The sequence below is a fragment of the Streptomyces incanus genome (assembly GCF_042656345.1).
Taxonomy (GTDB): Bacteria; Actinomycetota; Actinomycetes; order Streptomycetales; family Streptomycetaceae; genus Streptomyces; species Streptomyces incanus.
Genome location: NZ_JBHSPC010000001.1, coordinates 38,380 through 64,310 on the forward strand (window position 1 = coordinate 38,380; position 25,931 = coordinate 64,310).

General features: G+C 71.1%; 22 protein-coding genes and 4 pseudogenes. 22 read left to right on the forward strand and 4 right to left on the reverse strand.

The genetic code is table 11. The features are described from left to right. Positions 1–377 precede the first annotated feature (377 nt). Positions 378–860: pseudogene (locus tag ACFP2V_RS00175) on the reverse strand (helix-turn-helix transcriptional regulator); the annotation flags it as partial. 80 nt (positions 861–940) lie between these two features. Here ACFP2V_RS00175 and ACFP2V_RS00180 point away from each other — a divergent pair. The 8 genes and pseudogenes from ACFP2V_RS00180 to ACFP2V_RS00215 form a co-directional block, all read left to right on the forward strand. Next, positions 941–1,442: pseudogene (locus ACFP2V_RS00180) on the forward strand (DNA glycosylase AlkZ-like family protein); the annotation flags it as partial. 434 nt (positions 1,443–1,876) lie between these two features. Then, positions 1,877–3,082, forward strand: coding sequence for an ATP-binding protein (locus ACFP2V_RS00185; RefSeq protein WP_381204209.1), 1,206 nt, complete (start codon positions 1,877–1,879; stop codon positions 3,080–3,082). Further along, positions 3,079–3,480, forward strand: a complete 402-nt coding sequence (locus ACFP2V_RS00190; RefSeq protein ID WP_381204210.1) for a roadblock/LC7 domain-containing protein — start codon at positions 3,079–3,081, stop codon at positions 3,478–3,480. Before ACFP2V_RS00185 ends, ACFP2V_RS00190 begins: the two co-directional genes overlap by 4 nt. After that, complete coding sequence (locus tag ACFP2V_RS00195; RefSeq protein ID WP_381204211.1) at positions 3,477–3,851, forward strand: DUF742 domain-containing protein; 375 nt, start codon at positions 3,477–3,479, stop codon at positions 3,849–3,851. The genes ACFP2V_RS00190 and ACFP2V_RS00195 overlap by 4 nt, the downstream gene beginning before the upstream one ends. After that, positions 3,826–4,428: a GTP-binding protein gene (locus ACFP2V_RS00200; RefSeq protein ID WP_381204212.1), complete on the forward strand. Its 603-nt coding sequence runs from the start codon at positions 3,826–3,828 to the stop codon at positions 4,426–4,428. Before ACFP2V_RS00195 ends, ACFP2V_RS00200 begins: the two co-directional genes overlap by 26 nt. A 103-nt stretch (positions 4,429–4,531) precedes the next feature. Further along, positions 4,532–5,833: a cytochrome P450 family protein gene (locus ACFP2V_RS00205; RefSeq protein WP_381204277.1), complete on the forward strand. Its 1,302-nt coding sequence runs from the start codon at positions 4,532–4,534 to the stop codon at positions 5,831–5,833. A 102-nt stretch (positions 5,834–5,935) separates the two neighbouring features. Next, positions 5,936–7,222, forward strand: a complete 1,287-nt coding sequence (locus ACFP2V_RS00210) for a cytochrome P450 (protein ID WP_381204213.1) — start codon at positions 5,936–5,938, stop codon at positions 7,220–7,222. Continuing rightward, entirely contained in the window at positions 7,219–8,019 is an 801-nt protein-coding gene (locus ACFP2V_RS00215) for an enoyl-CoA hydratase/isomerase family protein (protein WP_381204214.1), read from the forward strand. The genes ACFP2V_RS00210 and ACFP2V_RS00215 overlap by 4 nt, the downstream gene beginning before the upstream one ends. A gap of 103 nt (positions 8,020–8,122) precedes the next feature. Here the strand turns inward: ACFP2V_RS00215 and ACFP2V_RS00220 are convergent. After that, positions 8,123–8,521: pseudogene (locus ACFP2V_RS00220) on the reverse strand (RidA family protein); the annotation flags it as partial. 251 nt (positions 8,522–8,772) lie between these two features. On the opposite strand from ACFP2V_RS00220, the gene ACFP2V_RS00225 reads away from it, so the two are divergent. Further along, complete coding sequence (locus ACFP2V_RS00225) at positions 8,773–9,759, forward strand: endonuclease/exonuclease/phosphatase family protein (protein WP_381204215.1); 987 nt, start codon at positions 8,773–8,775, stop codon at positions 9,757–9,759. 536 nt (positions 9,760–10,295) lie between these two features. Continuing rightward, positions 10,296–12,935 carry a SpoIIE family protein phosphatase gene (locus ACFP2V_RS00230; RefSeq protein ID WP_381204216.1) on the forward strand — a complete coding sequence of 880 codons (2,640 nt, stop codon included), beginning with the start codon at positions 10,296–10,298 and terminating at the stop codon, positions 12,933–12,935. A 21-nt stretch (positions 12,936–12,956) separates the two neighbouring features. Here the strand turns inward: ACFP2V_RS00230 and ACFP2V_RS00235 are convergent, their stop codons facing one another. Next, positions 12,957–13,595 (reverse strand): LLM class flavin-dependent oxidoreductase, encoded by a 639-nt coding sequence (locus ACFP2V_RS00235; RefSeq protein WP_381204217.1) that lies wholly within the window; start codon positions 13,593–13,595, stop codon positions 12,957–12,959. Here ACFP2V_RS00235 and ACFP2V_RS00240 point away from each other — a divergent pair. The 3 genes and pseudogenes from ACFP2V_RS00240 to ACFP2V_RS00250 form a co-directional block, all read left to right on the forward strand. Continuing rightward, positions 13,573–13,848 (forward strand): annotated as a pseudogene (locus ACFP2V_RS00240) (acyl-CoA dehydrogenase family protein); the annotation flags it as partial. The gene ACFP2V_RS00235 and the pseudogene ACFP2V_RS00240 overlap by 23 nt on opposite strands. Before the next feature lie 53 nt (positions 13,849–13,901). Continuing rightward, positions 13,902–14,360 (forward strand): RrF2 family transcriptional regulator, encoded by a 459-nt coding sequence (locus tag ACFP2V_RS00245; protein ID WP_381204218.1) that lies wholly within the window; start codon positions 13,902–13,904, stop codon positions 14,358–14,360. 725 nt (positions 14,361–15,085) lie between these two features. Continuing rightward, positions 15,086–16,192 (forward strand): aliphatic sulfonate ABC transporter substrate-binding protein, encoded by a 1,107-nt coding sequence (locus ACFP2V_RS00250; RefSeq protein ID WP_381204219.1) that lies wholly within the window; start codon positions 15,086–15,088, stop codon positions 16,190–16,192. Between the two features lie 221 nt (positions 16,193–16,413). Here ACFP2V_RS00250 and ACFP2V_RS00255 read toward each other — a convergent pair whose 3' ends face one another. After that, positions 16,414–16,797: a hypothetical protein gene (locus ACFP2V_RS00255; protein WP_381204220.1), complete on the reverse strand. Its 384-nt coding sequence runs from the start codon at positions 16,795–16,797 to the stop codon at positions 16,414–16,416. Between the two features lie 290 nt (positions 16,798–17,087). Between ACFP2V_RS00255 and ACFP2V_RS00260 the strand changes: the two genes are divergently transcribed. From ACFP2V_RS00260 to ACFP2V_RS00300, 9 genes are all read left to right on the forward strand, one after another. Beyond that, complete coding sequence (locus ACFP2V_RS00260; RefSeq protein WP_381204221.1) at positions 17,088–18,803, forward strand: hydrogenase maturation protein; 1,716 nt, start codon at positions 17,088–17,090, stop codon at positions 18,801–18,803. Positions 18,804–18,857: 54 nt separating this feature from the next. Further along, entirely contained in the window at positions 18,858–19,946 is a 1,089-nt protein-coding gene (locus tag ACFP2V_RS00265; protein ID WP_381204222.1) for an NADH-quinone oxidoreductase subunit B family protein, read from the forward strand. Between the two features lie 94 nt (positions 19,947–20,040). Next, complete coding sequence (locus ACFP2V_RS00270) at positions 20,041–21,822, forward strand: nickel-dependent hydrogenase large subunit (RefSeq protein ID WP_381204223.1); 1,782 nt, start codon at positions 20,041–20,043, stop codon at positions 21,820–21,822. Further along, a complete protein-coding gene (locus tag ACFP2V_RS00275) occupies positions 21,819–22,394 on the forward strand; it encodes a hypothetical protein (protein ID WP_381204224.1) in 576 nt (191 codons plus the stop codon). The genes ACFP2V_RS00270 and ACFP2V_RS00275 overlap by 4 nt, the downstream gene beginning before the upstream one ends. After that, positions 22,391–23,056, forward strand: coding sequence for a DUF5947 family protein (locus ACFP2V_RS00280; RefSeq protein WP_381204225.1), 666 nt, complete (start codon positions 22,391–22,393; stop codon positions 23,054–23,056). The genes ACFP2V_RS00275 and ACFP2V_RS00280 overlap by 4 nt, the downstream gene beginning before the upstream one ends. Then, the gene (locus tag ACFP2V_RS00285; protein WP_381204226.1) at positions 23,053–23,691 is read left to right on the forward strand and encodes a DUF6084 family protein; all 639 of its coding nucleotides are present in this window, start codon (positions 23,053–23,055) and stop codon (positions 23,689–23,691) included. The genes ACFP2V_RS00280 and ACFP2V_RS00285 overlap by 4 nt, the downstream gene beginning before the upstream one ends. Next, positions 23,688–25,163: a hypothetical protein gene (locus ACFP2V_RS00290; RefSeq protein ID WP_381204227.1), complete on the forward strand. Its 1,476-nt coding sequence runs from the start codon at positions 23,688–23,690 to the stop codon at positions 25,161–25,163. Before ACFP2V_RS00285 ends, ACFP2V_RS00290 begins: the two co-directional genes overlap by 4 nt. Continuing rightward, entirely contained in the window at positions 25,160–25,672 is a 513-nt protein-coding gene (locus tag ACFP2V_RS00295; RefSeq protein ID WP_381204228.1) for a hydrogenase maturation protease, read from the forward strand. The genes ACFP2V_RS00290 and ACFP2V_RS00295 overlap by 4 nt, the downstream gene beginning before the upstream one ends. A 70-nt stretch (positions 25,673–25,742) precedes the next feature. After that, entirely contained in the window at positions 25,743–25,859 is a 117-nt protein-coding gene (locus ACFP2V_RS00300; RefSeq protein ID WP_381204229.1) for a DUF6893 family small protein, read from the forward strand. The last annotated feature ends 72 nt before the right edge of the window (positions 25,860–25,931 follow it).

The following is a 25,931-nucleotide window of genomic DNA, read 5'->3' on the forward strand; positions in this document are numbered from 1 at the left end:
GGCCGGACCGGCGCCGGTCCCTCGTCGGCACCGTCGCGTGTCGAAGCCGCCGCGTTCGACGAGCCGTCCCGCGATCGCGGTGCCGGACCTCATCGGCGTCCGGCACCGCGGGGCGGCTTCCGTCTGTCCCACGGCCGGGACGGAAGCGGACAGAAAGGCACGGGGGTGCGGCGGACAGCAGTGCCGTCACCGTCGGGCCGTGGCCGCTCCGGGTCCGTCCGGGCGCGGGTCGAGCCGCATCAGGACCCGGGGGTACCCGGCCGGCACCGAGGCGGTGTCGGCGGCATGAGTGAACCCGACACGCTCGAATTTCTTCCGGATGCCGGTGTGCGCCGTCTTCAGGTCGGCCCTGACGTCACCGTTGTCCAGGGGTCCGCGAAGCGCAGGACCTCGCGGGTGTGGACCGCTTCGCTGAGCGTCATGAGCACGCCGCTGTCGACTTGGGGGCCCGGGCGGGCTCCCGGCCGTTCGACGGCGGTGACCTGGAGGGTGTCGACGCGGTGGCGCAGCCGGGCCGGCATCACCTGGCGGACGGTGTTCAGCGCGCGTACCGCGGCCTCCTCGATGCCGGCGCCGGTGGTGGCGGCGATCCGGAGGGCGACCGCGAGGGCGACGGCCTGCTCGTCGTCGAACAGCAGCGGCGGGAGATCCGTACCGGCGCCGAGCCGGTAGCCTCCCTCGGGGCCCTTGACGGCCACGATGGGGTAGCCGAGCTCGCGCAGCCGGTCGACGTCGCGGCGCACGGTGCGTGGGCTGACGCTCAACCGCTCGGCCGGCAGTGCCCCCGGCCGGTCCCGGCGCGCCTGGAGCAGGGAGAGCAGTGCCGGCAGTCGCGCTGATGTCTTCGGCGTGACATCCATGATGCCCCGAGCAGAGGACACACTCCGACCTCTACGGCTGCCACGGTGGACCCGTACCGCACGACGACGAGCACGACGCGGAAGGCTCGGACCCGGTGGGCCGGGCGCTGGTACGGCGCTGCCTGACGGCGTACGGCCCCGCGGCCACGGCCGATCTGCGCGCGTGGTCCGGCCTGGCCGGGCTGCCGGCCGCGGTCGCCGCGATGCGCGGGGAACTGGTGTCGTTCCGCGACGAGCGGGGCCGGGAGCTGCTGGACCTGCCCGGCCTGCCGCGCCCCGACGCCGCGACGCCGGTACCGGTGCGGCTCCTGCCCGCGTTCGACGACGCGGTCCTCGGTTACCACGACCGCGGTGCGCGTCATCGACGACGCGCACCGCGGTCTGTCGGTCACCGGCGCCCGGGTGGTGCTGGTCGACGGGTGGGTCGCCGCGACCTGGGATTTCGAGGACGGTGCCGTGGCGGTCACTCCGCTGTGTCGCTTCTCGCGGGCCGACCGGGCCTCCGTCGCCGAGGAGAGGAGCGCCCTTGCGTCGTTCCCCTCCGACCGGGGCAGTGACCGCGTGCGGTTCGACGCGTCCTGACCTGCACCCCCCTGCACGCCCCGTCGGCGGGGTGGAACCACGGGCGAACCGGGCTGATGCCCTCCCGGTTCCGCCCGGAGTTCCGCCCGGGTTCCGTCCCGGTTCCCTGCTGGTTCCGGTCCGGTTCCTCCGGATCCGGCAGCGCGCATTCCGTGTCGGTGACACGCGGAAGGCAGGCGTGTGAGGGTCTGGTGAGGGTCGCTGAGTGACGCATGGGGCATACGTTTTGCGCATATGTAACTGATAAGATCATCGAACTTTCAGCAGACTGACGGCGCGTCATGAACGCGTACGGGGGACAGTCTCTAAGGCCCCATCGCCAAGGAGTGAGGTGTGGTCCGCCCATGGGCCCGAGCCGTTCGACGGCCGGGTCGCTCAGCATGGACCGGTGGACCTCCCGCGCTCCCGGCGCGATGCGACTTGAAGAGAGTCTCATGACGTCATTGATCCGGGATCCACTGTTGTGGATCTTGCTGGTAGTGCTCATCGCTGCGGTGTTCGCAGTGATGAGGGCGCGGAGAACCAACCTGGCTCTCCGCAGAACGAGGAAGGACCTGGAAGCAAGCCTGGGGCAGACCCAGGGTCAGCTCGCCCAGCAGCAGGGGCAGATCGCCGCGCTCAACGCGCGGCACCAGGGCGACCTCGCCGACGTCCGCGCGGATGCCGAGTCGTCGACCAAGGCCGTACTGAAGTCGGCGATGGGAACACTGCAGTCCCTCGCCGAGGAGCAGCAGCTGCTGCTCGACGAGCTGCTGAAGAAGTACGGCAACGACACCGAGGTCCTCGCCGACCTGATGTCGGTGGACCACACCGGCAGCCAGTTCAGCCGCCGGGCCAAGGGTATCTCGGTACTGTGCGGCGGATGGCTGGGCCGGCGTGACGGCGCGGCGACCGTGTACGACGTGGCCCGCAGCGCCCAGGGACGGATCAAGGACTTCAACCGGGTCGGCATCCACGCCCAGGTCAGCGTCTCCGTCTCCACCAAGGCCGTCGAACCGGTGGCCGTCGTACTGGCCGAACTGCTGGACAACGCGACCACCTACAGTGCTCCGGGCACGCCGGTCGAGGTCAACATCCAGGCCGTCCCGACGGGTGTGTGCTTCATCGTCGACGATGCCGGGCTGGGCATGGACCAGGAGACCAAGGACCGGGCGGCGGCGCTGTTGTCCCCCGAAGGCGCGGTCGACATCACGAGTCTGGGCGATCCGCCCCGGTTCGGGTTCGCGGTGTGCGGCATGCTCGCGGCGCGGTACGGCTTCGCCGTCTCCGTGGGCTCGGTGTCCCCCTACGGCGGAGTGCGTGCGGTGATCCGTGTACCGGAAAGTCTCCTTGCCGCCGAGGCGCCCGCACCTGCCGAGCCCGTCCAGGAAGCCTCCGGGGAGGAAGCCGCCCCGCAGCGGCTCACTCCCGTTCCGGTGGGCCCCTCCCATGTCGTGGGCAGGACCAACGGCGGACTTCCCAAGCGGCGCCGACGGCAGGGCCCCATCTCGGTGGTGCCCTCGCCGGACGCCACGGCCACTGCCGACGAGCCCACGCCCGAGCAGGCCAGCGAGGTGACCGCGTCGCGCCTCGGCGCGTTCGCCCGCGGCACCCAGCTCGGCCGGATCACGAACACCATGGAAGGACCTGATCAGCGGTGAACACCGACCTGTCGTGGGTGCTGAACGACGTGCTCGAGGTGCGCGGTGCCCGTCACGCCGTCCTCGTCTCGGGTGACGGCCTACTGCTGCAGCGTTCGGACGACATCTCGCGCGACGACGCGGAGACGAACGCCGCGGCCATGAGTTCCATGCAGTCCCTCAGCCGCGCGGTCTCCGGTTTCGTCGGTTCGGGCAACGGCGTCTGGAAGCAGACGCTGATGGAGTACGACGGCGGCTGGATCTTCCTGAGCGCCGCCGGCCAGGGCGCCTACCTGGCCGTCTCGGCGGCTCCGGACGTCGACATGGAAGCCGTGTCGTTCCGTATGCAGAAGACGGTGGTGGCGCTCAGCAAGGCGATGAGCGTCGCACCGCGCTCGACCCATGGTGGCGGCTCATGACGGCTCCCGGCGAGAAGGAATCCGTCTCCAGCGACTTCGTCCGCTCCTACGTCATCACCGGTGGCCGGAGCCTGCCGTCCTCGGACGATCTTGCATTGCACACCCTCGTCACGCTGGCTCCCGAGCGGACTCCTCCGCTCGGGGCCGGGCCCGAAGTGACGGCGATCTGGGACCTGTGCGCGGGGGGCTACCTGTCGGTGGCCGAGGTGGCCGGCCACCTCGGGCTGCCGGTCGGGGTGGCCCGCCTGCTGCTGACCGACCTGTCCGAACAGGGGCACCTGCTCCACCGAGCCGAGCCGCCCCGGGCCCAGAACGTTGACAGAGCGACCCTCGAGAAGGTTCTGCATGGACTCCAATCCCTCATCAGCTGAGACGGCCCAGGGCTCCATCTACGTCTCCAGCGCGGTGACCAACGCCGCCAAGATCCTCGTCGTCGGGCATTTCGCCGTGGGCAAGACGACACTCATCGGGTCGCTGTCGGAGATCACTCCGCTGCGCACCGAGGAGAAGATGACCCAGGCCTCCGTGCACGTCGACGACCTGCGGGGCGTGACGGGCAAGACCACCACCACGGTCGCCCTGGACTTCGGCCGTCTCACGCTGAGCGAAGACCTGGTGCTGTACCTCTTCGGCACGCCGGGGCAGCAGCGCTTCATGCAGCTGTGGGAGGACATGGCCCGCGGTGCGCTGGGAGCACTGCTGCTGGTCGACCCCGCGCGGCTGGAGGAGACGTTCCCCGTCATCGACCTCGTCGAGGGGTACGGCCTGGAGTACGCCATCGCCGTCAACACCTTCGATCGGTCCGCCACCTACAGCGAGGCGGAGGTGCGTGAGGCGCTCGACCTGCTCCCGGACACTCCCGTCGTCTACTGCGACGCCCGCAACCAGCAGTCTTCCGCGAAGGCGCTGATCGCGCTGGTCCGGCATCTGCTCGAGCGCGCGGCCTGACCGTTCCGCGCCCACCTCGCCCGGGAGCGGACGCTCCCGGTTCATCAAGGAAGACTTCATGGATCTCCAGCAGACATCTGCGCCCGCGGGCAGCAGATGCCCCATGCACGACGCCTCGTTCGCCGCCGATCCGCAGGCGCTCTACGACCAGTTGCGTGCCCACGCTCCGGCCGGGCCGGTCGAGCTCGCCCCGGGCGCGGACGCCACGCTGGTCGTGGGGCACGAGATGGCGCTGCGCGTCCTGCAGAACACCGAGCTCTTCGCTCGCGACGCCCGCCGTTGGAAGGCCCTGAACGAGGGGCGCATCGGGATGGACAACCCGGTGCTGCCGATGATGGCGTACCGGCCGAACTGCCTGTTCACCGACGGTGCGGTGCACCTGCGGCTGCGCAAGGCGGTCACCGACAGCCTGGCCAGGCTCAACATCACCCGGGTCCGCCGCGACGTGGAGCCGATCGCCGACTACCTGCTCGACCAGTTCAGCGAGCGGGGCCGGGCCGACCTGCTCAACGACTACGCCAAGTTGTTGCCGCTGCTGCTGTTCAACAAGCTGTTCGGCTGCCCCGCGGACATCGGTGACACCCTCACCACCGCGATGTCGGCGATCTTCGACGGCAAGGACGCGCTGCGGGCCAACGAGGACCTCACCGCCTGCCTCATGGAGCTGATCGCCCTCAAGCGGCGCCGGCCGGGCGACGACGTCACCTCGTGGCTGATCCAGCACCCGGCCGGACTGACCGACGAGGAACTGAAGGACCAGCTGGTGATGCTGATGGGCGCCGGGGTGGAACCCGAGCGCAATCTCATCGGCAACGCCCTGCTGCTGATGCTGTCCGGCGCGGGCGGCCGGCAGAGCGGCATGATGATCGAGGAGGCTCTCGACCACGTGCTGTGGAACGAGACCCCGATCGCCAACTACGCGACCCATTACCCGGTCCAGGACGTCGACCTCGGCGGCCATGTCGTGGAGGCGAACACCCCGGTCGTCATCTCCTTCGCGGGCGCCAACGGCGACCCGGCGCTCGCCGAGGCCCGCCGCGCCCACAGCAAGGGCGCGCATTTGGCGTGGGGGGCAGGACCGCACGCCTGCCCCGCCAAGGACCCGGCGACCGTGATCGCGACCACCGCGATCGAGCGGCTGCTCAACGCGCTGCCCGACCTGGCGCTGGCCGTGCCCCGGGAGGAACTGCAGTGGCGGCCGGGGCCGTTCCACCGGGCCCTGGTGGCACTGCCCGCGACCTTCAGCCCGTCACCGGCCACGCGCATGACGGCGGCTCTGCAGAGCCGTGCCTCGGTGCCCGGTGCGGAGCAGCCCATGGCCGTGGCACCGTCCGCCCCGATGCGGCAGGAACCGGGACGGAAGAGGGGATTCTGGAGCAGTTTCCTCGATGTCTTCCGCGTCTGATGTACCGCATGTGACAGGAGCAACGCTCTGAGGCGCATGACGGAGGAGGGGGGAAGGGTAGGTTCCGGCGGTACCGGCAGCGCCCAGCCAAAGGAGCTCCGCGTGACCGCCGTTGGCGACATACGTGGCATCAGCACTATTCCTGGCACGACGACCACCGACCGCCGAGCCGTCATCTCCCTCCTCCGTCGACTGCGTACCGACGAGGGCCAAACCAACCCACTTCCCATCTGGGCGGACCTGCGCTCCATGGGAGACGTGGTGCGCGCCCCATGGGGCGGCTACTTCGTCACCGGATTCGAGGCATGCAGCCAGGTCCTGCGCGGCAGGAACTGGCTGGTCCCCGACTTCGCCTGGCAGGAGCGCCAGCCCGACCAGAAGCGCTGGGAGGCCCCGGCCACCCGCGAGATGACCAGGACACTACCCCGGCTCAACGCCCCCGCCCACACCTGCCAGCGGCGGGCCCTGGGCAATCCCTTCGACCGCTCCGCGCTCGAGGACCTGCGCCCCGGGATCGCCGCCCTGGCCTCCGGCCTCCTCGACGAACTCGCGGACCGGCTGGAGGCGGACGGCGAGTCCGACTTCGGGACCCTCGTCGGCGAGCAACTGCCCATCCGCACCGTCGGCCGCTGGCTCGGCCTCGGCCCGGAGGACCATGCGCGCATCCTGAGTTTCACCCACCGGCAGGTGTACGCCCAGGAGTTGCTCCCCACCAAGAGTGAACTCGCGATATCGGCCCAGGCCACCCTGGAGATGCGGGCCTATTTCACCGAACTGATCCGGCACCGTCGCGCGAACCCCGGCCACGACGCCCTCACCGGCTGGATCCACTACTGGGACGCCAAGTACCCGGACGACCGGGCCGCCGCGGACCGGATCATCTACGACCTGACGATGTTCATCACCATCGCCTCCCTGGAGACCAGCGCGGTGCTGATGACCAACGCCGTCTGGTTGCTGACCCAGGATCCGTCGCGCGCGGCCTGGCTGCGGCAACATCCGGAGCACATCGACGACGCGATCGAGGAGACGCTGCGCTACGACCCTCCCGTGTTCGTCAACTCCCGTATCGCCGCCGACGACACCGTCCTCGCGGGGGTGCCCATGGCGAAGGACACCACCGTCCACGTCCTGTACGGTTCCGCAGCCCACGACCCCCGCCGCAACCCGGACCCCGGTCTCTTCGACATCCGGCGCAACGGCGGGCACCTCACCTTCGGCGGCGGTGCGCACTACTGCCTGGGAGCGGGCCTCGCCCGGCTCGAGGCACGCGAGCTCCTCACCCAGCTGCTGGAACGATTCCCCACCTTGCGGCCCTCCGCACCTCCCACATACGACACGACCCGTGTCGTGTTCCGCCGCATCACCTCCCTGAAAGTGACCGTATGAACACCCCGCTCCCGTCCGGCGACCCCGACGATCCCGACGACCGGATACTGAAGACCCTGCGCACCCACCGGCAGGGTCCTGTCCTCACCATCGAGTTGAACGTTCCCGAGCAGGGCAACGTCGTCAGCGAGGCCATGCTGGACGACCTGCTCTCCGTGCTCGACGACCAGGACCCCTCGGTGCGCGTCCTGGTGCTGACCGGAGCCGGGCAGGACTTCTGTCTCGGCGGGGACCGCGACGAGTTCGCCGAGCACCTCGCCCAGGACGCCACCGGCAACGGCATCCGCGTCTCCGGCGTCAAGGGCCGGCGGGTGTGCGACGCGCTGACGTCCCACCCCGCCGTCACCATCGCACGCGTCCAGGGCAGGGCCATCGGGGCCGGCTTCGCCCTCGCCCTCGCCTGCGACCTGCGGGTGGGTGCCGACACCGCGTCCTTCCGACTGCCCGAACTCGCCCTCGGTCTGCCCACGACGTGGGGCGGCCTGCTGCCACGGCTGATCAGCGAGGCAGGCGCGGCGTCCGTGCGCGAACTCATCCTCACCGGACGCCCCCTCGCCGCCCAGGAGGCCCTCGGCCTGTCGATCCTGCAGCGGGTCGTGCCCGAGGACTCGCTCGACGCCGCGGTCGATGAGTGGGCCAGGCCGCTCCTGCGGCGCTCGTTGCCTGCGGTGCGGGTCACCAAGACGCTGCTGAACTCCCTGACCGCCTCGACCCGTCTCGCCGACGCGTCGGTCCTGGATCCCGAACTGATGGCGGCGGTCGCCAGCGAAGTGCACCATATGCGCACGAGCCGCTGATCACGCCCTTCGCAGCGTCACCGGCCCCTGGAAAGCGCCGGCTTCCGGGGGCCGTTACTGTTCCCGTCGTCCTGGGCCGCAGCCGAGGACCGTGACGGCCTCGGTCGAGCACCGCGATGGCCTCGATCTCGACCAGGTGGTCGGGGATGTCCAGTGCCTGTGCGCCCACCAGCATGGCCGGAGCCGCCGGGGCGGTTCCCGGCTTCTGAGCCGCGCGGGTGGCGCCCTCCATGAACTGCGCCGTCTTGTCGGGGGCCCGGTCGACGACGTAGGCCGTCAGTTTCGCGGCGTCGGCGAAGGTGGCGCCCGCCGCGGCCAGGGCGGTGGCGACGTTGAGACAGCACTGCTCGGCCTGGGCGGCGAGGTCGCCCGCGCCGACCGTGACGCCGTCGGCGTCCCATGCGACCTGCCCGGCGATGAAGACCGTCCTGGAACCGGACGCGATCGCCACCTGCCGGTAGACGCCGGTCTCCGGAAGTCCCTCGGGGTTGACCAGGGTGATGGCCGTACTGCCTGCCTCCTTGCGCTGTGAGCCCGCGGTCTCGCTGCCGTCGGACCGCTGACGGCCCGGTCGGCCGTGGTCACCTGTGGTTACTCGAGAACCGTAAGAAAATGGCCACTGACATGGAAGAACGCACTTTTTGATGACGGGGTGACCTGAAGGTGACCCAGGTACGGAAACCGCGTCGCACAAGAACGCGTCCTGGGAAGAAGGATCATGCGGGCGGGCAGCGGGACAGCGGGGAGGAACGGGTGGGCGGCGGACGGTGGGGCGCGCGCGGTGGATCGGTCTGGACGCGGGGGCGGGTGATCGCGGCGGCCGCGGCGTCGGCGGCAGGGCTGCTGGTGTTCCACCGCGCGGTGCCCAATTCCGTGGGCCGGGCGGGCAGTCTGCTGGAGTCGTTCCTGCCCTGGCTGGGACTGGTGGTCGTCGTGCTGTCCGCGACGGCGCTGCTGCGGCGTTCGGCGACCGCGCTGCTGGCCCTGCTGCTGCCGGTGACCGCCTGGACGTATCTCTTCGGCGGGCTGTTCCTGCCCGAACCGCGGGCCGGGGCGCGGGATCTGGTGGTGGTGCAGCACAACGTCAGTGACGAGAACATCGACCCTGCGGGTACCGCCCGCGCCCTGGCCGACGCCGGCCCCGACCTCATCGCACTGGAGGAACTGGTGCCGGCGGCGCTGCCGGCCTACCAGCGGACACTCGCCCGGCGCTACCCGTACCGCGAGGTCCGGGGCACCGTCGGTCTCTGGTCGAGGCATCCGCTCACCGATGCCCGGCTGCTGGACATCAGGCCCCGGGGGATCACGGAGCCGTGGAGCCGCGGGCTGCGGGCCGTGGTCAGCGGCCCGCACGGGGACATCGCGGTGTACGTCGCGCACCTGCCCTCGATCCGGGTCGGGCCGGGCGGCCTCGCCTCGGTCCACCGGGACGAGAGCGCCCGCCTGCTGGGGCGGGCCCTCGCCGCCGAGGAACTGGAGACGGTGATCCTGCTGGGCGACCTCAACGGCACCGTCGACGACCGCGGCCTGGCCCCGCTGACCTCTCGGATGAACGTGGCGGAACGCGGCTTCGCCCTCAGTTTCCCCGCCGCGCTTCCACTGGCCCGCATCGACCAGGTGATGGCCCGCTCGGCCGCCGTCCACCACATCCGCACCCTGCCCGGCACCGGCAGCGACCATCTGCCGGTCGCCGCGCGGATCACACTCGACCGGAGCCCCCGGCCGGAACGGCAGACCTGACGGCGGGGCCGGAACAGGCAGGGGGCCTGCCTGCCCTCTCGACGGTCGAACAGGTGGCACCCGATCCCCATCGCCCCGGTGCCTGCCCGCACCGGCCGGACGTGGTCGGCGGACACCTGCGAGACCCGCCGACCACGTCCGGTTCCGCGTCGCCGTCGGAGTACCGGTCGACCGGCGGGCCGGCCTGATCGTCCGGATCGGCGATGAAGCCGTCCGGCGGGACGGCGTGGTGCATGGCCACCTCGCTCATCACTTCTCCTCGCATCCGCCCGCCTCCCGCGGGCTTCGGGCTGCGCTCGGGAGTACGGACCGTGGTCGTCGGTCCGCGTCGCGCCACCCCGCTGGGCCGGCGATGAAGCCGTCGAGAGACATGGGCATGTACAACACGAGCCGCGCCATGACGTCTTCAGGGAAGGGTTTTGGGTTCCGTGTCCTGCATGAGGGGGGATCGCTGCGGACGTACGGACTCATCGGGCGTGCGCGGCGGGCGGGTGAGCGTGCACGCGGCGGCGGGTGCCGTGGGGCAGACTGATCCCATGGGCGACCTCAATGCCCCCGGGGCACCGTCACGGCGGTTCCCTCCGGAGCCGGAGAGCGTGGCGAAGGCTCGGCGGTTCGTGCGGGCCACGCTCGACGGTGCCGCGCCGGCCACACTGGACACCGCGCAGCTCCTGGTCAGCGAGCTGGTGACGAATGCGGTGCTGCACGCACGCACCGAGATCGAGGTGACGGCCCGGGCCGGTGACGGCGGGGTCCTGGTGCGGGTGAGCGATCGGCGGCCGGAGCGCGGGCTCGTGCCGTACGAGAGTCCCGCGTACACCGGTACGGGGCAGGGGCTGGCCCTGGTCGAGCGGCTGGCGTCCCGGCACGGCGTCGACACGGGCGACGCGGTCAAGACGGTGTGGTTCGAGCTGTTGCCCGAGGAATCGCCGCCTCCGTCGGACGGGTGGGTGGCCGCCACACCCCGTTCCGGGCAGGGCGAGACCGTGACGCTCCTCGATGTACCGGCGGCGCTCTGCCTGACCTGCACGCAGCACCGGCACACGCTGCTGAACGAGGCCGTTCTGGCCCTGGCCTCCGGGGACCTCCCGGGTGTGACGGCGGAGGACCTCGCGGCCGCCCTGGACATGAACGACGTGATCAGTGCGGGTGTGACGGCCACGCTGCGCCGGCAGCCCGCCGAGGCGGAGTTCGGGTCCCTGTTCCTGTGGGTGCCGTCGGACATCGGACCTCCGTTGGAGACCTTGCGCGCGGTTATCGACCTGGCCGAGGAAGCTGCCCGTGACGGGCGGCTTTTGACGCTGCCGGCGCTTCCGCGCGGCCGCGGCTTCCAGGAGTGGCTGTTCGACCAGATCGGCGACCAGCTCGCCGGGGAACGACCCACGGCGTGGACGGTGATGCCCCGGGAACCGGGCGCCGGTGCCTCGGAGCCGGTGTTGTGGGACGCCGGGCAGGTGCAGGCCAGCAGGGTCGCGACGATCGCCGCCGACGAGTCGAATCGGATCATCGCGGTCAACGGACCGGCGGCGGACCTGCTCGGCTGGCCCGCGGACGATCTCGTCGGGCAGCCGCTCACCGCGCTCATCCCGGAGCATCTCCGCAAGCGTCACACCATGGCGTTCACGTCCCTGCTGCTCAGCGGGCAGCCTCGGATCCTGGGCCGGTCGCTGCCGCTCCCCGCGTTGCACCACGACGGTGGGCTGGTACCCGTCCGGCTGTTCGTCGAGAGCCAGGAGACCGCCGACGGCCGCACCGTGTTCGTGGCCGAGTTCTCCCCCAGGGGATCCGCGCCGTCGCCCTCGTCCCGTCCGCCCGGCCGGCTCCGGCCCGGGGCCCTGCGGGAGGCGGGTGGCGCCCCCTGGTCGGCCTTTCCCGGAGGGGACCGGAGAACGGGCGTGGGCCGGGTCGGTGGCCCGTCCGAGCTGGAACGGCTTTCCCTGCTGGCCGAGACGGGGGCCACGCTGAGCACCCTTCCGGACCTGAACGAGGGCCTGCGGCGGGTGGGCCGGATCCTGACCCGATGGCTGGCCGACTGGTGCCTCGTGGACCTGTTCACGGCGCAGGACGAGGTGGAGCGGGTCTGCGTCATGCACCGTGCGCCCCAGGGGCCGTGGCCCGAGGAGTACGAGGGCCGGCTTCCGCCGCTGTCCGAGACCTCCCAGGGGCCGCTGGCCCGCGCGCTGCGCGGGGCGGGCCCCCTGCTGTTCACCGAACTCCCGTCCCCGGGCCGGGCCGCGAGCCCGCTGGACGCCCACTACGTGGAGCTGTTCCGGAAACTGGGTGCGAACAGCGCGGTGGTCGCCCCGCTCCGCTCGCCCCGGAAGGTCATCGGCGCGCTCACCCTCGCCCGGAAGGGGCGGGGGAGGCCGTTCACCGAGGAGGATCTGCCGCTGGTCAACGATCTGGGGCGCGCGATCGGCCTCCGGGTGGACAACGCCCGCCTCAATCAGGAGACGCGGAAGATCGCCGAACGCCTCCAGCGTTCGCTCCTGCCGGCGCTGCCCGAGATCCCGCATCTCCGGCTGGCCGCCCGCTACGCGGCCTCCTCCGCCACGGCCGAGGTCGGCGGCGACTGGTACGACTGCTTCGCCCTGCCCAACGGGGACACGGCGTTGGTCATCGGTGACGTCGCCGGGCACGACCTCGACGCGGCCATCGCCATGAGCCAACTGCGCAGCATGCTGCGCGGTATCGCCGTGGACCGTCAGGAGCCGCCGGGGGAGGTTCTGCGTCGCCTGGACATGGCGAACCACACCCTGCACCAGGAGGCCACCGCGACCTGCGTCTACGGCCTGATCAAGGAACTCGAGAACGGCCTCTGGAAGTTCGTGCATTCCTCCGCGGGCCATCTGCCGCCGCTGCTCGTCAGCCCGGACGGCCCCACCCGCTACCTGGAGGACGGGGCGGGGCTGCTGCTCGGCGTCGACCCCGAGCTGGTCCGTCCCCAGGCCAACGACGCGATCCCGGCCGACTCGACCGTGCTGCTGTACACCGACGGCCTCATCGAACGCCGCACCGAGTCCCTGGACCACTCCCTGGACCGGCTCCGCGGACACGCCGCCGGGCTGGCCCACGAGCCCCTCGACGTGTTCTGCGACGAGCTGCTCATCGGACTGGCCGCCGGCAGCGACGACGACATCGCGGTACTCGCGGTCCGCCCCGGGCCTCTGCCCTGACGGCGCGTGTGGCGAGGCCGTTCAGCCCGCCGGCGCGGTCGGCATTTTGTCCGGCGTCAGCGGGAGGCCGCGGAAGCGGACGCCGGTGGCGTGGCGCACGGCGTTGCCGATGGCCGCCGCGGTGCCGACGATGCCGGTCCCGCCGATTCCCTTGCTCCCCACGGGGTCGAGGTGGGCATCCTCCTCGTCGGTCCGGTGCGTCTCGATGCGGAGCACGTCGGCGTGCACGGGCACGTGGTAGGCCGCCAGGTCCGACTCGGTGAAGCCGCCGAAGGCGGTGTCCAGCGTGCTGCCCTCGGTCAGGGCCGTGCCCAGACCCATGATCATGCCGCCGACGAACCGGGACAGCGCCGTGCGGTGGCCGAGGAGGACGGCCCCGGAGCCCAGGCGGATGGTGGAGGCGTCGGCTGCCGTCAGGGCCAGGACGACCGCGGGCGAGGTGCCCGCCACCCCGGGGTTGAGATGGTGTTCGGCGTACCAGTGGCGGGCGTAGCCGAGACGCTCGGCCGCCCGGGCGAGATCGATGGAGTTGCGCAGGGCCTCGGGTGCCGTGGAGCCGGAGGAGACCGGCACCAGGTCGAGCACGCCGAGGAAGATGTCCACGGACGTGACGGTGCTTCTCGGTGGTCGGTGGGAACTGGGGCGCGGGGAAGGGCTCACCTACGACGAGTACGCGGAGATCTCGGTCCTCGTGGCGATGACGGAAGCCGCCGCGTCCAGGGCCGCGCAGGAGTCCACGTCCCGCGCCCTCGACATCATCGGCGCCCGCTCCATGTACGCGCGGCCGGGCTTCGACCGGTTCTGGCGCAACGCCAGGGCCCACACCCTGTACGAGCCGGTCTCCCACAGGCTGCGCGACGTCGGCGACCACTTCCTCAACGGCGCGCACCCGCCGTTCGTCCTGCCGGCCTGATCATCCGGGGGCCCACGCCGGGCACCGGCCGCGGCGTGCGGGATACTACGGATATGCGGATCTCAGCCAGGGCGGACTACGCGGTACGGGCCGCGCTGCAGCTCGCCGCCTCACGGGACGACGACCCCCTCAAAACCGAGGCCATCGCCGACGCCCAGGACATTCCGCACAAGTTCCTCGAAAGCATCCTGAACGACATGCGCCGGGGCGGTATCGTCCTCAGCCGGCGCGGCGGCAACGGCGGGTACCGGCTGGCCAGACCGGCCGAGTCCATCAGCATCGCCGATGTCATACGGGTCGTGGACGGGCCACTGGTCTCGGTGCGCGGGGTCCGCCCGCCGGACCTGTCCTACTCCGGGCCGGCCCAGTCGCTGCTGCCCCTGTGGATCGCACTGCGGTCCAATGTGCGCGAGATCCTCGAGGGGGTGTCGCTGGCCGATGTCGCCACGGCCGAACTGCCCGCCGACGTCGCGGCGTTGACTGACGCCCCGGATGCCTGGGTGAACCCCTGACACACCGGTCGGCAGCCGAGTGTCAGATCATGAAATGACTCCATCCAGCATATGAACACCCCCTTGGGGTGGGCGCGTTCTTCTGCCACGATCCCTAGCAACCAGGTAGGAAACCTAGGGATCAGGGGGTGGTCATGGTCATGCGTGCGCTCGACCGTGCGGCTCGCCTGCTGCCCCACCTGACCTCGCGCCGCCACATCGACTTCGGCCGCACGTCGAGCGCCATCTGTCGTCACTCCGCGCCCCAGCAGTCCTCCTCTAGGCCCGCACTTCGCGGGTCACCCGTTAGTGAAGGCTCAGCGCATGATCACCGACCGGTTCCCGCCGCGATCGGTTGCCCGATGACAATCACGCCGCCGGGCCGACCGCCCGTGGACCGATCCCGATCACTTGATCTTCACGATCGAGGGACCCGCGAAGTACGGGTCTAGGCAGCCCGACCGCGGGCCGTCGGGTTCGGGACGGTCCGTCAGCGGACCGTCCGCCTCCCGGCACGCCTGAGGCGACCCGCTCACGGGGCGCGCGGGCTCCGCGCAGCTCACCGCCGCGTCCCGCCCACCCCGGTCCCGTCCGCCGGTCCTCCCGTCCGCCGGTCCTCCCGTTCGCCCGCGCCGTGCGTCCCGTCCGGCCGTGAGCCGGGGCCCGGCGCCCCTCGGTGCGCTCCGGCGGGCCCGCCGCCGCATCCCGCCGTTTCGTCTCCTCACCCCTTCCGAAAGGACACCTCCGTGTCTGCCGCCAGACCGCTCGCTCTCCTGCGTGCCATCGCCGTCACCGCGACGCTGCCCCTCCTGCTCATCGCGTGCGGCTACGGTTCCGAGTCCACCGACGCCGGCAAGCAGTCCGAGGTCGCGGCGGACGCCGAGAAGCTGTCCGTCGACGAGGTGAGGCTCGGCTACTTCCCGAACCTCACCCACGCCAACGCGCTGGTGGGTATCGAGGAGGGCCTGCTGCAGAAGGAGCTCGGCGCCACCAGGATCAAGTCGGCGACCTTCAACGCCGGACCGTCCGAGATCGAGGCGCTGAACGCCGGCTCCATCGACATCGGCTGGATCGGCCCCTCCCCCTCCATCAACGGATTCGCCAAGTCCCGGGGCAAGAACCTGCGCGTCATCGGCGGTTCCGCCTCCGGCGGCGTGAAGCTGGTGGTGAACCCGGGCAGGATCAAGTCCGAGGACGACCTCAAGGGCAAGAAGATCGCGACCCCGCAGCTCGGCAACACCCAGGACGTCGCGTTCCTCAACTGGATCGCGGAGAAGGGCTGGAAGGTCAACGCGCAGAGCGGCAGGGGCGACGTCTCCGTCGTCCGCACCGACAACAAGGTGGCGCCCGACGCCTACAAGTCCGGCTCGATCGACGGTGCCTGGGTGCCGGAGCCGACGGCGTCCAGGCTGGTCGCGGAGGGCGCCGAGGTGCTGCTCGACGAGGCCGACCTGTGGCCCGACAAGAAGTTCGTGATCACGAACATCATCGTGTCGCAGAATTTCCTCAAGGAGCACCCGGACGTCGTCGAGGCCGTGCTGCGCGGCTCGGTGAAGACCAACGACTGGATCAAGGCCAACCCCGACGAGGCCAAGGCGTCCGCGAACAGGGCCCTCGAGGAACTGTCCGGCAAGGCCCTGCCCAAGGATGTCCTCGACCCGGCCTGGGAGTCCATCACCTTCCTGGACGACCCGCTGGCCTCCACGCTCGACTCGCAGGCGCAGCACGCGGTGAAGGCCGGCCTGCTGGAGCAGCCCGCCCTGGACGGCATCTACGACCTGGCACCGCTGAACAAGGTGCTCAAGGCCGAGGGCAAGGAAGCCGTGGACGACGCGGGTCTCGGCGTGAAGTAGCAACCGCGCCCCGGTCCGGGTGAGTTCGCAGGAGCGGCGGCCGTCACCACGGCCGCCGGTGCCGCCCGCGCGGGCGGCCGGGCGCTGAGCGTGGGCGCCGCCTCACCCGGCGGCGGCCGATGAGGCAGCCGGCCCGTGCTCCCGGACTCAGCCCGGGGTACGGGCTGAGTCCGGGGGGCACGGGCCCGGCGGCCCCGCCGGGCCCGTGCGCCCGCCGTCCGTCAACCCGCCCGGTGTCCGGTGTCGGGGTCGTCGGGGTCGACCCCGGTGTAGGCGTCCTTGTCCTTCGTGCCGCTGGGGCGTCCGGAGCGGCCCCGGCGCTCGGTGCCCCGCATGCCCTTCTCCTGCTCGGCGCCGTAGTCCTCGCCGCGCCGGGTGTCACTGCCCACGACGTCACCGGGGACCGGGGTGTGCTCCTCCTTGGCGCGCTTGCGGCCCGGCCCGCGTGAGGGGGCGTTTTCCTCGGTGTGGAAGGACCGGCGAGCGCTCGGATTCTCCTGCTGCCGTGTCTCGTCGACGTCCGGGGACCAGCCGTGGTGCTCGGTCCCCTTGTGACGACTGGCCCCGCCACCGGAGGGTTTCGACGGTTTGCGCTCCTTGGCCATGTCTCGGTCCACCTGTCCGCTGTCGTAGTCGTAGGCGGCACGTCTTCTGAGTGCCCAGGACAGTAAAAGTCTCCCACTCACTCCCATCGCCGTCATATCGGGCAGGCCACGGGATGGTGGTCCCGGCGTGAGAGCGCGCGAGCCCGCCGGCCGTCGGCCACGTGCCGTGAGCGGTCACTCGGTCGAGTGAGGAGCGGGATTCATGTCGACGCTCACACTCCGCCATGGTCGACGATCGCAGGCAGCCGGTCGCCTCACCCTCACGGCCGCGGTACCCCGGAAGGGTCGTCATGCGCATCCTGCTCATCGCCAGTGCGTACAACAGCCTCACCCAGCGCGTGCACGCCGAGTTGCACGATCGTGGGCACGCCGTGGCCGTGGAGGTGACGCCCCGGGGCCCGGACGTGGTCGCCGCCGTCGGCTGGCACGGACCCGACCTGATCGTGGCGCCCATGCTGAAGACGGTCGTACCGCGAGAGGTGTGGGCGGCCAGGACCTGCCTGATCGTCCACCCCGGGCCCGTCGGGGACCGCGGACCGTCGTCCCTGGACTGGGCGGTCCACGAGGACGCCCGGGACTGGGGCGTCACCGTCCTCCAGGCCGAGGAGGAGATGGACGCGGGGCCCGTCTGGGCCACGGTGACCTTCCCCGTGCCCCGGGTGGGCAAGAGCGACCTGTACCGCAATGAGCTGTCCGACGCGGCTCTCGAGGCGGTGCTGACGGCCGTCGACCGGTTCGCGTCAGGCAGCTGCACCCCACTCGACCAGCGCACGCTGCCGACCATGCCCGGTGCTCGGACCCGTCCCCCGATGCGCCAGAGGACACGCCGTATCGCGTGGGCCGACGATGCGACCGAGACGGTCCTGCGCAAGCTGCGCGCCGCCGACTCCCAGCCCGGCGTCCTGGACGAGTTGCTCGGCGGGGAGTGGTTCCTGCACGGCGGCCACGCCGAGCGCGGCCTGCGCGGACGGCCCGGCGAGCTGCTGGCGACCCGGGCGGGTGCGATCTGCCGGGCCACGACGGACGGCGCGGTCTGGATTCCCGAACTGCGGGCCCGTACCGGTTCCGGCGCACCGAGGGCCTGCAAGCTGCCCGCCGCCCGCGCCCTGGCCGGACGGCTGCCGCGGCTGCCGGAACTGCCCGCTCCCGTACTGCCCCGCGCAGACGACGCCGGCTGGTCGGACATCCGCTACCGGGAGGAGGGGCCGGTGGGAGTGCTGTCCTTCTCGTTCCCCGGCGGCGCGATGTCCACCGACCACTGCCGACGCCTGCTGGACGCCTATCGGGCGGCCTGTGACCGACCCACCGCCGTGCTGGTGCTCGGCGGCGCCCGCGACTTCTTCTCCAACGGGATCCACCTCGGCGTCATCGAGGCGGCTGCGGACCCCGCCGCGGAGTCCTGGGCCAACATCAACGCCATGGACGACCTCGTCGAGGCCGTCCTGAACACAACCGACCGTCTCGTCGTCGGCGCGATCGGCGGCAACGCGGCGGCCGGTGGCGTCATGCTGGCGCTGGCCGCCGACGAGGTGTGGTGCCGCTCCGGCTCCGTGCTCAACCCACACTACCGGCGCATGGGCCTGTACGGGTCCGAGTACTGGACGTACAGCCTGCCGCGCCGGGTCGGCGCCGCGACGGCCGAGCGGCTGACCCGGGAGGCGCTGCCGGTCAGCGGCGCCACGGCCCGGGACATCGGCCTGGCCGACCGGCTGATCGAGTGCCCTCCCGCCCGTTTCACCGCCGAGGTCACCCGGCTGGCCGAACGCTGGGCGGGCTCTTCCGGGGCGCAGTCACGCCTCGCCGCGAAGAAGGCGGAGCACGAGCGCCGGGCGGCCGTCACCCCTCTGGCGGCGGTGCGCGAGCGGGAACTCTCCCGCATGCGCAGTATTTTCCTCAACCCCGACGCGCCGTACCACGCGTTGCGCCGGGCGTTCGTGCGCAAGGAATCGGTTCCTGCCGCCCCGGCCGCCACCCGTGCGGTGGCGGACGAGCGGGCCGACGCTTAGCAAGGAACCGGGCCGATCAACCGGCTCTGCCGTATCCCTCCCCAGGAGGCCTTGATGAACGCAGCAACCCCGACCACGAGCGAGGAGCCTGAGACGTCCGGCGCAGTCGGCACGGACGAGAAGCCGATCCACATCCTCTGGATCAACGCCGGGCTGAGTTGCGACGGCGACTCGGTCGCCCTGACGGCGGCCATGCAACCCAGCATCGAGGAGATCGCTCTGGGCGCCCTGCCCGGACTGCCGAAGATCGCCGTGCACTGGCCACTCATCGACTTCGAGTGCGGGCCGGTCGGTGGCGCGGACACGTTCATCGAATGGTTCTTCAAAGGTGAGCGCGGCGAGATCGACCCGTTCGTCCTGGTGATCGAGGGATCCATCCCGAACGAGACGATCAAGAAGGAGGGCTACTGGTGCGGTTTCGGGGACAATCCCGAGACGGGCCAGCCCATCACCACCAGCGAATGGATCGACCGGCTCGCTCCGAAGGCGCTGGCGGTCGTGGCCATCGGCACCTGCGCGACCTACGGCGGCATCCACGCCATGGCGGGGAACCCGACCGGCGCCATGGGGGTGCCCGACTACCTGGGCTGGGACTGGAAGTCCAAGGCCGGGCTGCCGATCGTCTGCGTGCCGGGCTGCCCCATCCAGCCCGACAACTTCGCCGAGACCCTCACGTACCTGCTCTACCAGGCCGCCGGGTCCGCTCCGATGATCCCGCTGGACGACAAGCTCCGCCCGACCTGGCTGTTCGGGGCCACCGTGCACGAGGGATGCGACCGTGCCGGCTACTACGAGCAGGGTCAGTTCGCGACCTCGTACGACTCCCCCAAGTGTCTGGTGAAGATCGGCTGCTGGGGGCCCGTCGTGAAGTGCAACGTGCCCAAGCGTGGCTGGATGAACGGCATCGGCGGCTGCCCGAACGTGGGCGGCATCTGCATCGCCTGCACCATGCCGGGCTTCCCCGACAAGTTCATGCCGTTCATGGACGAGCCCCCCGGCGCCAAGCTGTCCAGCACTGCCAGCGGCGCCTACGGGGCGGTCGTCCGCAAGCTGCGGACCATCACCGCGCAGACCGTGGACAAGGAGCCCAAGTGGCGGCACACGGGCCGGAAGATCACCACCGGCTACCGGCCGCCGTGGTGAGCGCCCCTCACCCGCTCCCCCGCCCCGCCTGACGCGAAGACCCGCTCACCGACCCGACCGACCGACCGACCGACCGAAGGGCAGCACCGACACAATGGCGACCTCGACGACGACCGGTGACGGCACCGGCCTGGTGGAGATGGCATGGGACCCGATCACCCGGATCGTGGGCAGTCTCGGCATCCACACGAAGATCGACTTCAAGCAGAAGCGGGTCGCCGAGTGCTACAGCACCTCGTCGGTCTTCCGCGGCTACAGCGTCTTCATGCGCGGCAAGGACCCGCGCGACGCCCACTTCATCACCAGCCGTATCTGCGGCATCTGCGGTGACAACCACGCCACCTGCTCGGTGTACGCGCAGAACATGGCGTACGGGGTGAAGCCACCGCACCTCGGCGAGTGGATCATCAACCTCGGCGAGTCCGCGGAGTACATGTTCGACCACAACATCTTCCAGGAGAACCTGGTGGGGGTCGACTACTGCGAGAAGATGGTCCGCGAGACCAATCCGGGGGTGCTCGAACTCGCCGAGCGCACCGAGGCGCCGCACGCGGCCGAGCACGGCTACCGCACCATCGCCGACATCATGCGCTCGCTCAACCCGCTGGAGGGCGAGTTCTACCGGGAGGCGCTGCAGGTCAGCCGGTACACGCGGGAGATGTTCTGTCTCATGGAGGGCCGCCACGTGCACCCCTCCACGCTGTACCCGGGCGGCGTCGGCACCATCGGTTCGGTCCAGCTGTTCACGGACTACATGAGCCGCCTCATGCGCTACGTCGAGTTCATGAAGCGGGTCGTGCCGCTCCACGACGACCTGTTCGACTTCTTCTACGAGGCACTGCCCGGCTACGAGGAGGTCGGCCGCCGACGCGTGCTGCTCGGCTGCTGGGGCGCGCTCAACGACCCCGAGTACTGCGACTTCACCTACGCCAACATGACGGACTGGGGACGCCGCATGTTCGTCACCCCCGGTGTGATCGTGGACGGCAAGCTGGTCACCAACGACCTCACCGAGATCAACCTCGGCATCCGCATCCTGCTGGGCAGTTCGTACTACGAGGACTGGGCGGGCAAGGAGCAGTTCGTCACCCATGACCCGCTCGGCAATCCGATCGACCCGCGCCACCCGTGGAACCAGCACACCATCCCCGCGCCGCAGAAGCGGAACTTCGACGACAAGTACAGCTGGGTGATGTCACCCCGCTGGTTCGACGGCAAGGACCACCTGCCGCTCGACACGGGCGGCGGCCCCCTCGCCCGCCTGTGGTCCACGGCCCTGTCGGGGCTGGTCGACATCGGGTACGTCAAGGCGACCGGACACAGCGTCGTCATCAATCTGCCCCGCACGCTCACCAAGCCGGAGACCACCTTCGAGTGGAAGATCCCGCAGTGGAGCAACGCGCTGGAGCGCAACCGTGCCCGCACCTACTTCCAGGCCTACGCCGCCGCTGTCGCCCTGCACTGTGCGGAGAAGGGCCTCGCGGAGGTACGCGCCGGACGCACCCAGACCTGGGAGAAGTTCGAGGTGCCGGACGAGTCCATCGGCGTCGGCTTCACCGAGGCGGTGCGTGGTCTCCTCTCCCACCACATGGTCATCCGGGACGGGAAGATCGCCAACTACCACCCGTACCCGCCGACGCCGTGGAACGCCTCCACCCGCGACACCTACGGCACCCCCGGCCCGTACGAGGACGCGGTGCAGAACACGCCGATCTTCGAGGAGAACACCCCCGAGAACTTCAAGGGCATCGACATCATGCGCACCGTGCGCAGCTTCGACCCGTGTCTGCCGTGCGGCGTCCACATGTACGTCGGCGACGGCAGGACCGTGAAGTCCATGCACGTACCCACCGGCCTGAGTGGTCTGGCCGGATGAGCGGGGTGCGAGGCGGGACGGACGCGGAGACGGCCGGACGGATGGTCGAGGAGACCCTCGACCGGCTCGCCGCCTCCGGCGACCGCGCGGCGTGCGAGGCCGCCGAGGAACTCGTGCGGGTCCTCATGGAGTTCTACGGTGCCGGCTTCGCCCGCGCCCTGGACCTGCTCGGACGTGATCCGGACAGGCCGGTCCGGGAGGCGCGGGACGCCCTCCTCGGTGACGAACTCGTCGCGAGCCTTCTGGTCCTGCACAGGCTGCACCCGGACGACGTTCCCACCCGCATCACGCGGGCACTGAACGCGGTCCCGCATCCCGTGGAGAATGCCGGATTCGACCCGGCCACGGGCGAGTTGCGGCTGCGGCTCACCGGATCGGGCGGCGGCTGCGGCAGCACCCGTGAGGCCGTCGAACAGGCGGCGCGGGACGTCCTCGCCTGCCTTGCGCCGGAGGTGACCGCGGTGGTGCTGGAGGCGGCCACGGAACGCGAACCGGTCCTCCTCCAGATCGGTGCGGGCCCGCCGGCCGCGTCCGGTACGAACGGCCGGCCACCGGCCACCACCGCGCCGTGAGCGCGCTGCCGGCCGGACCTGAACGAACCCGGCAACCTTCCGCGTCCCAGGGACTGTTCCGTTTCACCGGGCCCCGCCCGCCCCGCGAGGAACGCTGTGAGCTGTGCGCGGTGCCGCTGCCCGACGAGCGTCACCGGCACCTCGTGGACGTCGAGAACCGTGCGCTGGCCTGTGCCTGCGACCCCTGCGCCCAGCTCCTGGACCGTACGGGCGCGCCGACGGGCCGCTTCCGCACGGTTCCCGGCCGCTACCTCAACGACCCTGCGCACCGCTTCGACGAGCAGACCTGGGAGCGGCTGCGCATCCCCGTCGGCGTCGTCTTCTTCTTCCGCAACTCCGCACTCGACCGCCTGGTCGCGCTCTATCCGAGCCCGGCCGGAGCGACCGAGAGCGAACTGGAGTCGGAGTCCTGGCAGTCCGTCCTGGACGGCTCGCCCCTGGCCGAAGTCCTCGAAGCCGACGTGGAGGCACTGCTGCTGCGCCGCCATCAGGGGCGAGTGGAGTGCTATCTGGTGCCGATCGACATCTGCTACGAACTGGTGGGCCGTATGCGACTGACGTGGCAGGGCTTCGACGGGGGCGCGGAGGCGCGGGCCGACCTGGACGCCTTCTTCGCCCAGGTGCGGGGCCAAGCCCGTGCGTTCGGGGGTGGCCGGTCGTGACCGGGTTCACCTTCACCTGCACCGGTGTGCGCGCCGATCCGTACGCCGCGGGCCCCACGCTCGTGTTCCGACTGCGTATCACCGCCTCCCCGGGCACCCGGGTCCACGCGCTCGCGCTGCGCTGCCAGATCCGCATCGAGCCCGCGCGCCGGGGTTACGGCGACACCGAGGCCGAGGCGCTGGCCGACCTGTTCGGGGAGCGGTCCCGCTGGGGCAGCAGCCTCCACCCCGTGCAGTTCGCCCACGTGCCTGTGATGGTCCAGGGGTTCACCGGCGAGACGGAGACCGACCTGGTGGTGCCCTGCACCTACGACATGGACATCGCCTCCTCCCGCTACTTCCACGCGGTGGAGGAGGGGGAGGTCCCGCTGCTGATGCTGTTCTCCGGTACGGCCTTCACCGGGGCCGGCGGCTTTCAGGTCGAGCCCGTCCCCTGGGACCGGGAGGCCACGGTCCGGATGCCGGTGAAGACCTGGCAGGAGATGGTCGAGCAGCATTTCCCGGGCTCGGGCTGGATCCGTCTGCCCCGGGATGCCATGGACGCGCTGCTCGCCTACCGGTCGCGGCAGGCGCTGCCCTCGTGGCAGGCGACCGTCGAACACCTTTTGCACACGGCGGGGGAGAGGACACCGTGACCACGACGACGTTCACTTCCCGGGCCGAGGCCCGGCTGGCGGTGGCACGCCACGTCGCCGACGCCGTGCTGTTCGAGGGGTACGTGCTCTACCCGTACCGTGCCTCGGCGGCCAAGAACCGGCTGCGCTGGCAGTTCGGCGTGCTCGTGCCGCCGTCCTGGACGGCGGCCGCCGCGGAGCACGACGTCCAACACACCGAACTGCTGATGGAACCCCGTCGGGGCGCGACCCTCGCCGTCGAGGTGCGCTTCCTGCACGCCCAGCGGCGCACGGTCCAGCGCGCCCTGCCGGACGGCGGTTTCGAGACCGTACGCGAACTGCCCCTGGACGACCGGGTGCTGGTGCCGTGGGACGAGGGCCGCGAGGAGCGGGTCCGTCTGAGCGTCGATGTGGACGAGCTGACAAAGACCGCTGTCGTGGTGCCCTTCGCCCGTCCGGCGGCCGAGGAGACCGAGCCCGTCACGGACGCCACGGGGGCGGTCGTGGGGCGGCTGGTGCGGCGCCGTGAGGAGATCGGCGGAGTCCTGCGCCTGTCGGCGAGTCCGCTGGACGGACCGTACGCCACGCAACGGCTGCGGGTGGTCGTGGAGAACACCAGCGACTGGCTGCCCGAGGAGGGGGCCGGCCGCGATGCGGCGCTGCCCCGTTCCCTGGTCGCGACCCACACCCTGCTGTACCTGGACTCCGGGCAGTTCCTGTCACTGACGGACCCGCCCCAGTGGGCCAAGGGCGCCGTAGCGGCCTGCCGCAATCTGCACACCTGGCCCGTACCGGCCGGTGAGCCGGGCTCCCGTGACCTGGTGCTCTCCTCTCCGATCATCCTGGAGGACCATCCGGCCATCGCCCCCGAGAGTCTTGGCGTCCTGTACGACGCCACGGAGATCGACGAGATCCTCGCGCTGCGCACCGCCGCCCTGACCGACGAGGAGAAGCGCGAGGCCAGAGGCACCGACGACCGGGCGGCGGCGGTGATCGACCTCACCGACTCGATGCCGGCACAGATGCTGGAGCGACTGCACGGCGCGGTACGGAGCCTGCGCGAGGTCACCACGTCCGGGGCGTCCGCGTTGCGCTCACCCGTGCCGGACGTACCGGGGTTCGGCGCCGGCGCCGGGGCGTCCGGCGTCTTCCGGGAGGACGGCTTCGTCCGGCAGGACACACCCTGGTGGGATCCGGGCGCGGACGCCTCCGTGGATCCCGCCCGTGATCACGTCCTGGTCGACGGACGGAAGGTGCGGGCGGGCAGCCGCGTCGTGCTGCGGCCCAGGCTGCGCCACTCCGACGCCCAGGACCTGTTCGTCGCCGGCCGGCGCGCCCTGGTCGAGGCGGTCCTGCACGATGTCGACGGCGGCGTGCACATCGCGGTCACCCTCGAGGACGACCCCGGCGCCGACATCCGCCGCGAACAGGGCCGGTATCTCTACTTCCAGCCCGACGAGGTCGACGTCGTGGACCGCGAGGAGACACCATGACCAGCGGCCCGGAACCCCGTCCGCGCACCCTGATCGCCGGGGTGGGCAACATCTTCCTCGGCGACGACGGCTTCGGGGTGGAGGTCGCCCGCCGGCTGACCGAACAGGGGTGCCCCGCGGGCGTCGAAGTCGCCGACGTCGGCATCCGCGGCGTCCATCTGGCGTACCAGCTCCTCGACGGCTACGACACGCTCGTCCTCCTCGACGCGACAGCACGCGGAGGGGAGCCCGGAACGCTGTACCTGATCGACGCCACGGAGCCCGCAGGCCGACGGCCACCGGACGGTGTCGCCCTGGACGGCCACCGGATGTCGCCCGATGCCGTACTGGCCCTGCTGGACACCCTGTGCGCGGGCACCGGCACGGTGCCACCGCGGCGCACCCTGGTGGTGGGCTGCGAACCCGCGACCGTCGAGGAGGGCGTCGGCCTCAGCCCTCGGGTGGCCGACGCCGTGCCCGGGGCGGTGCGCATGGTCGGCGAACTGATCCGCGACGAAGCCGTTGTCTGACACGTACACGACGTCGTACGACCGAGCCCCGTCGGTCGCGAGAACCCCCTCCGTCTCTTGGGAGAGCATCATGAAGAAACGTCTCATCGGCGGTGCCACAGCCACCGTCACCGCAGCGGCACTGACAGCGCTCGTCGTGAACGTCTGGCCGGACGTCCGGCGTTATCTGCGCATCCGCAGGATGTGACCCGCCGGACGCCCGCTCGACGGCCCAACCTGCGTGCCCCGAAAGAGCTATGCGTCCGCCTCGTCCCGGCGC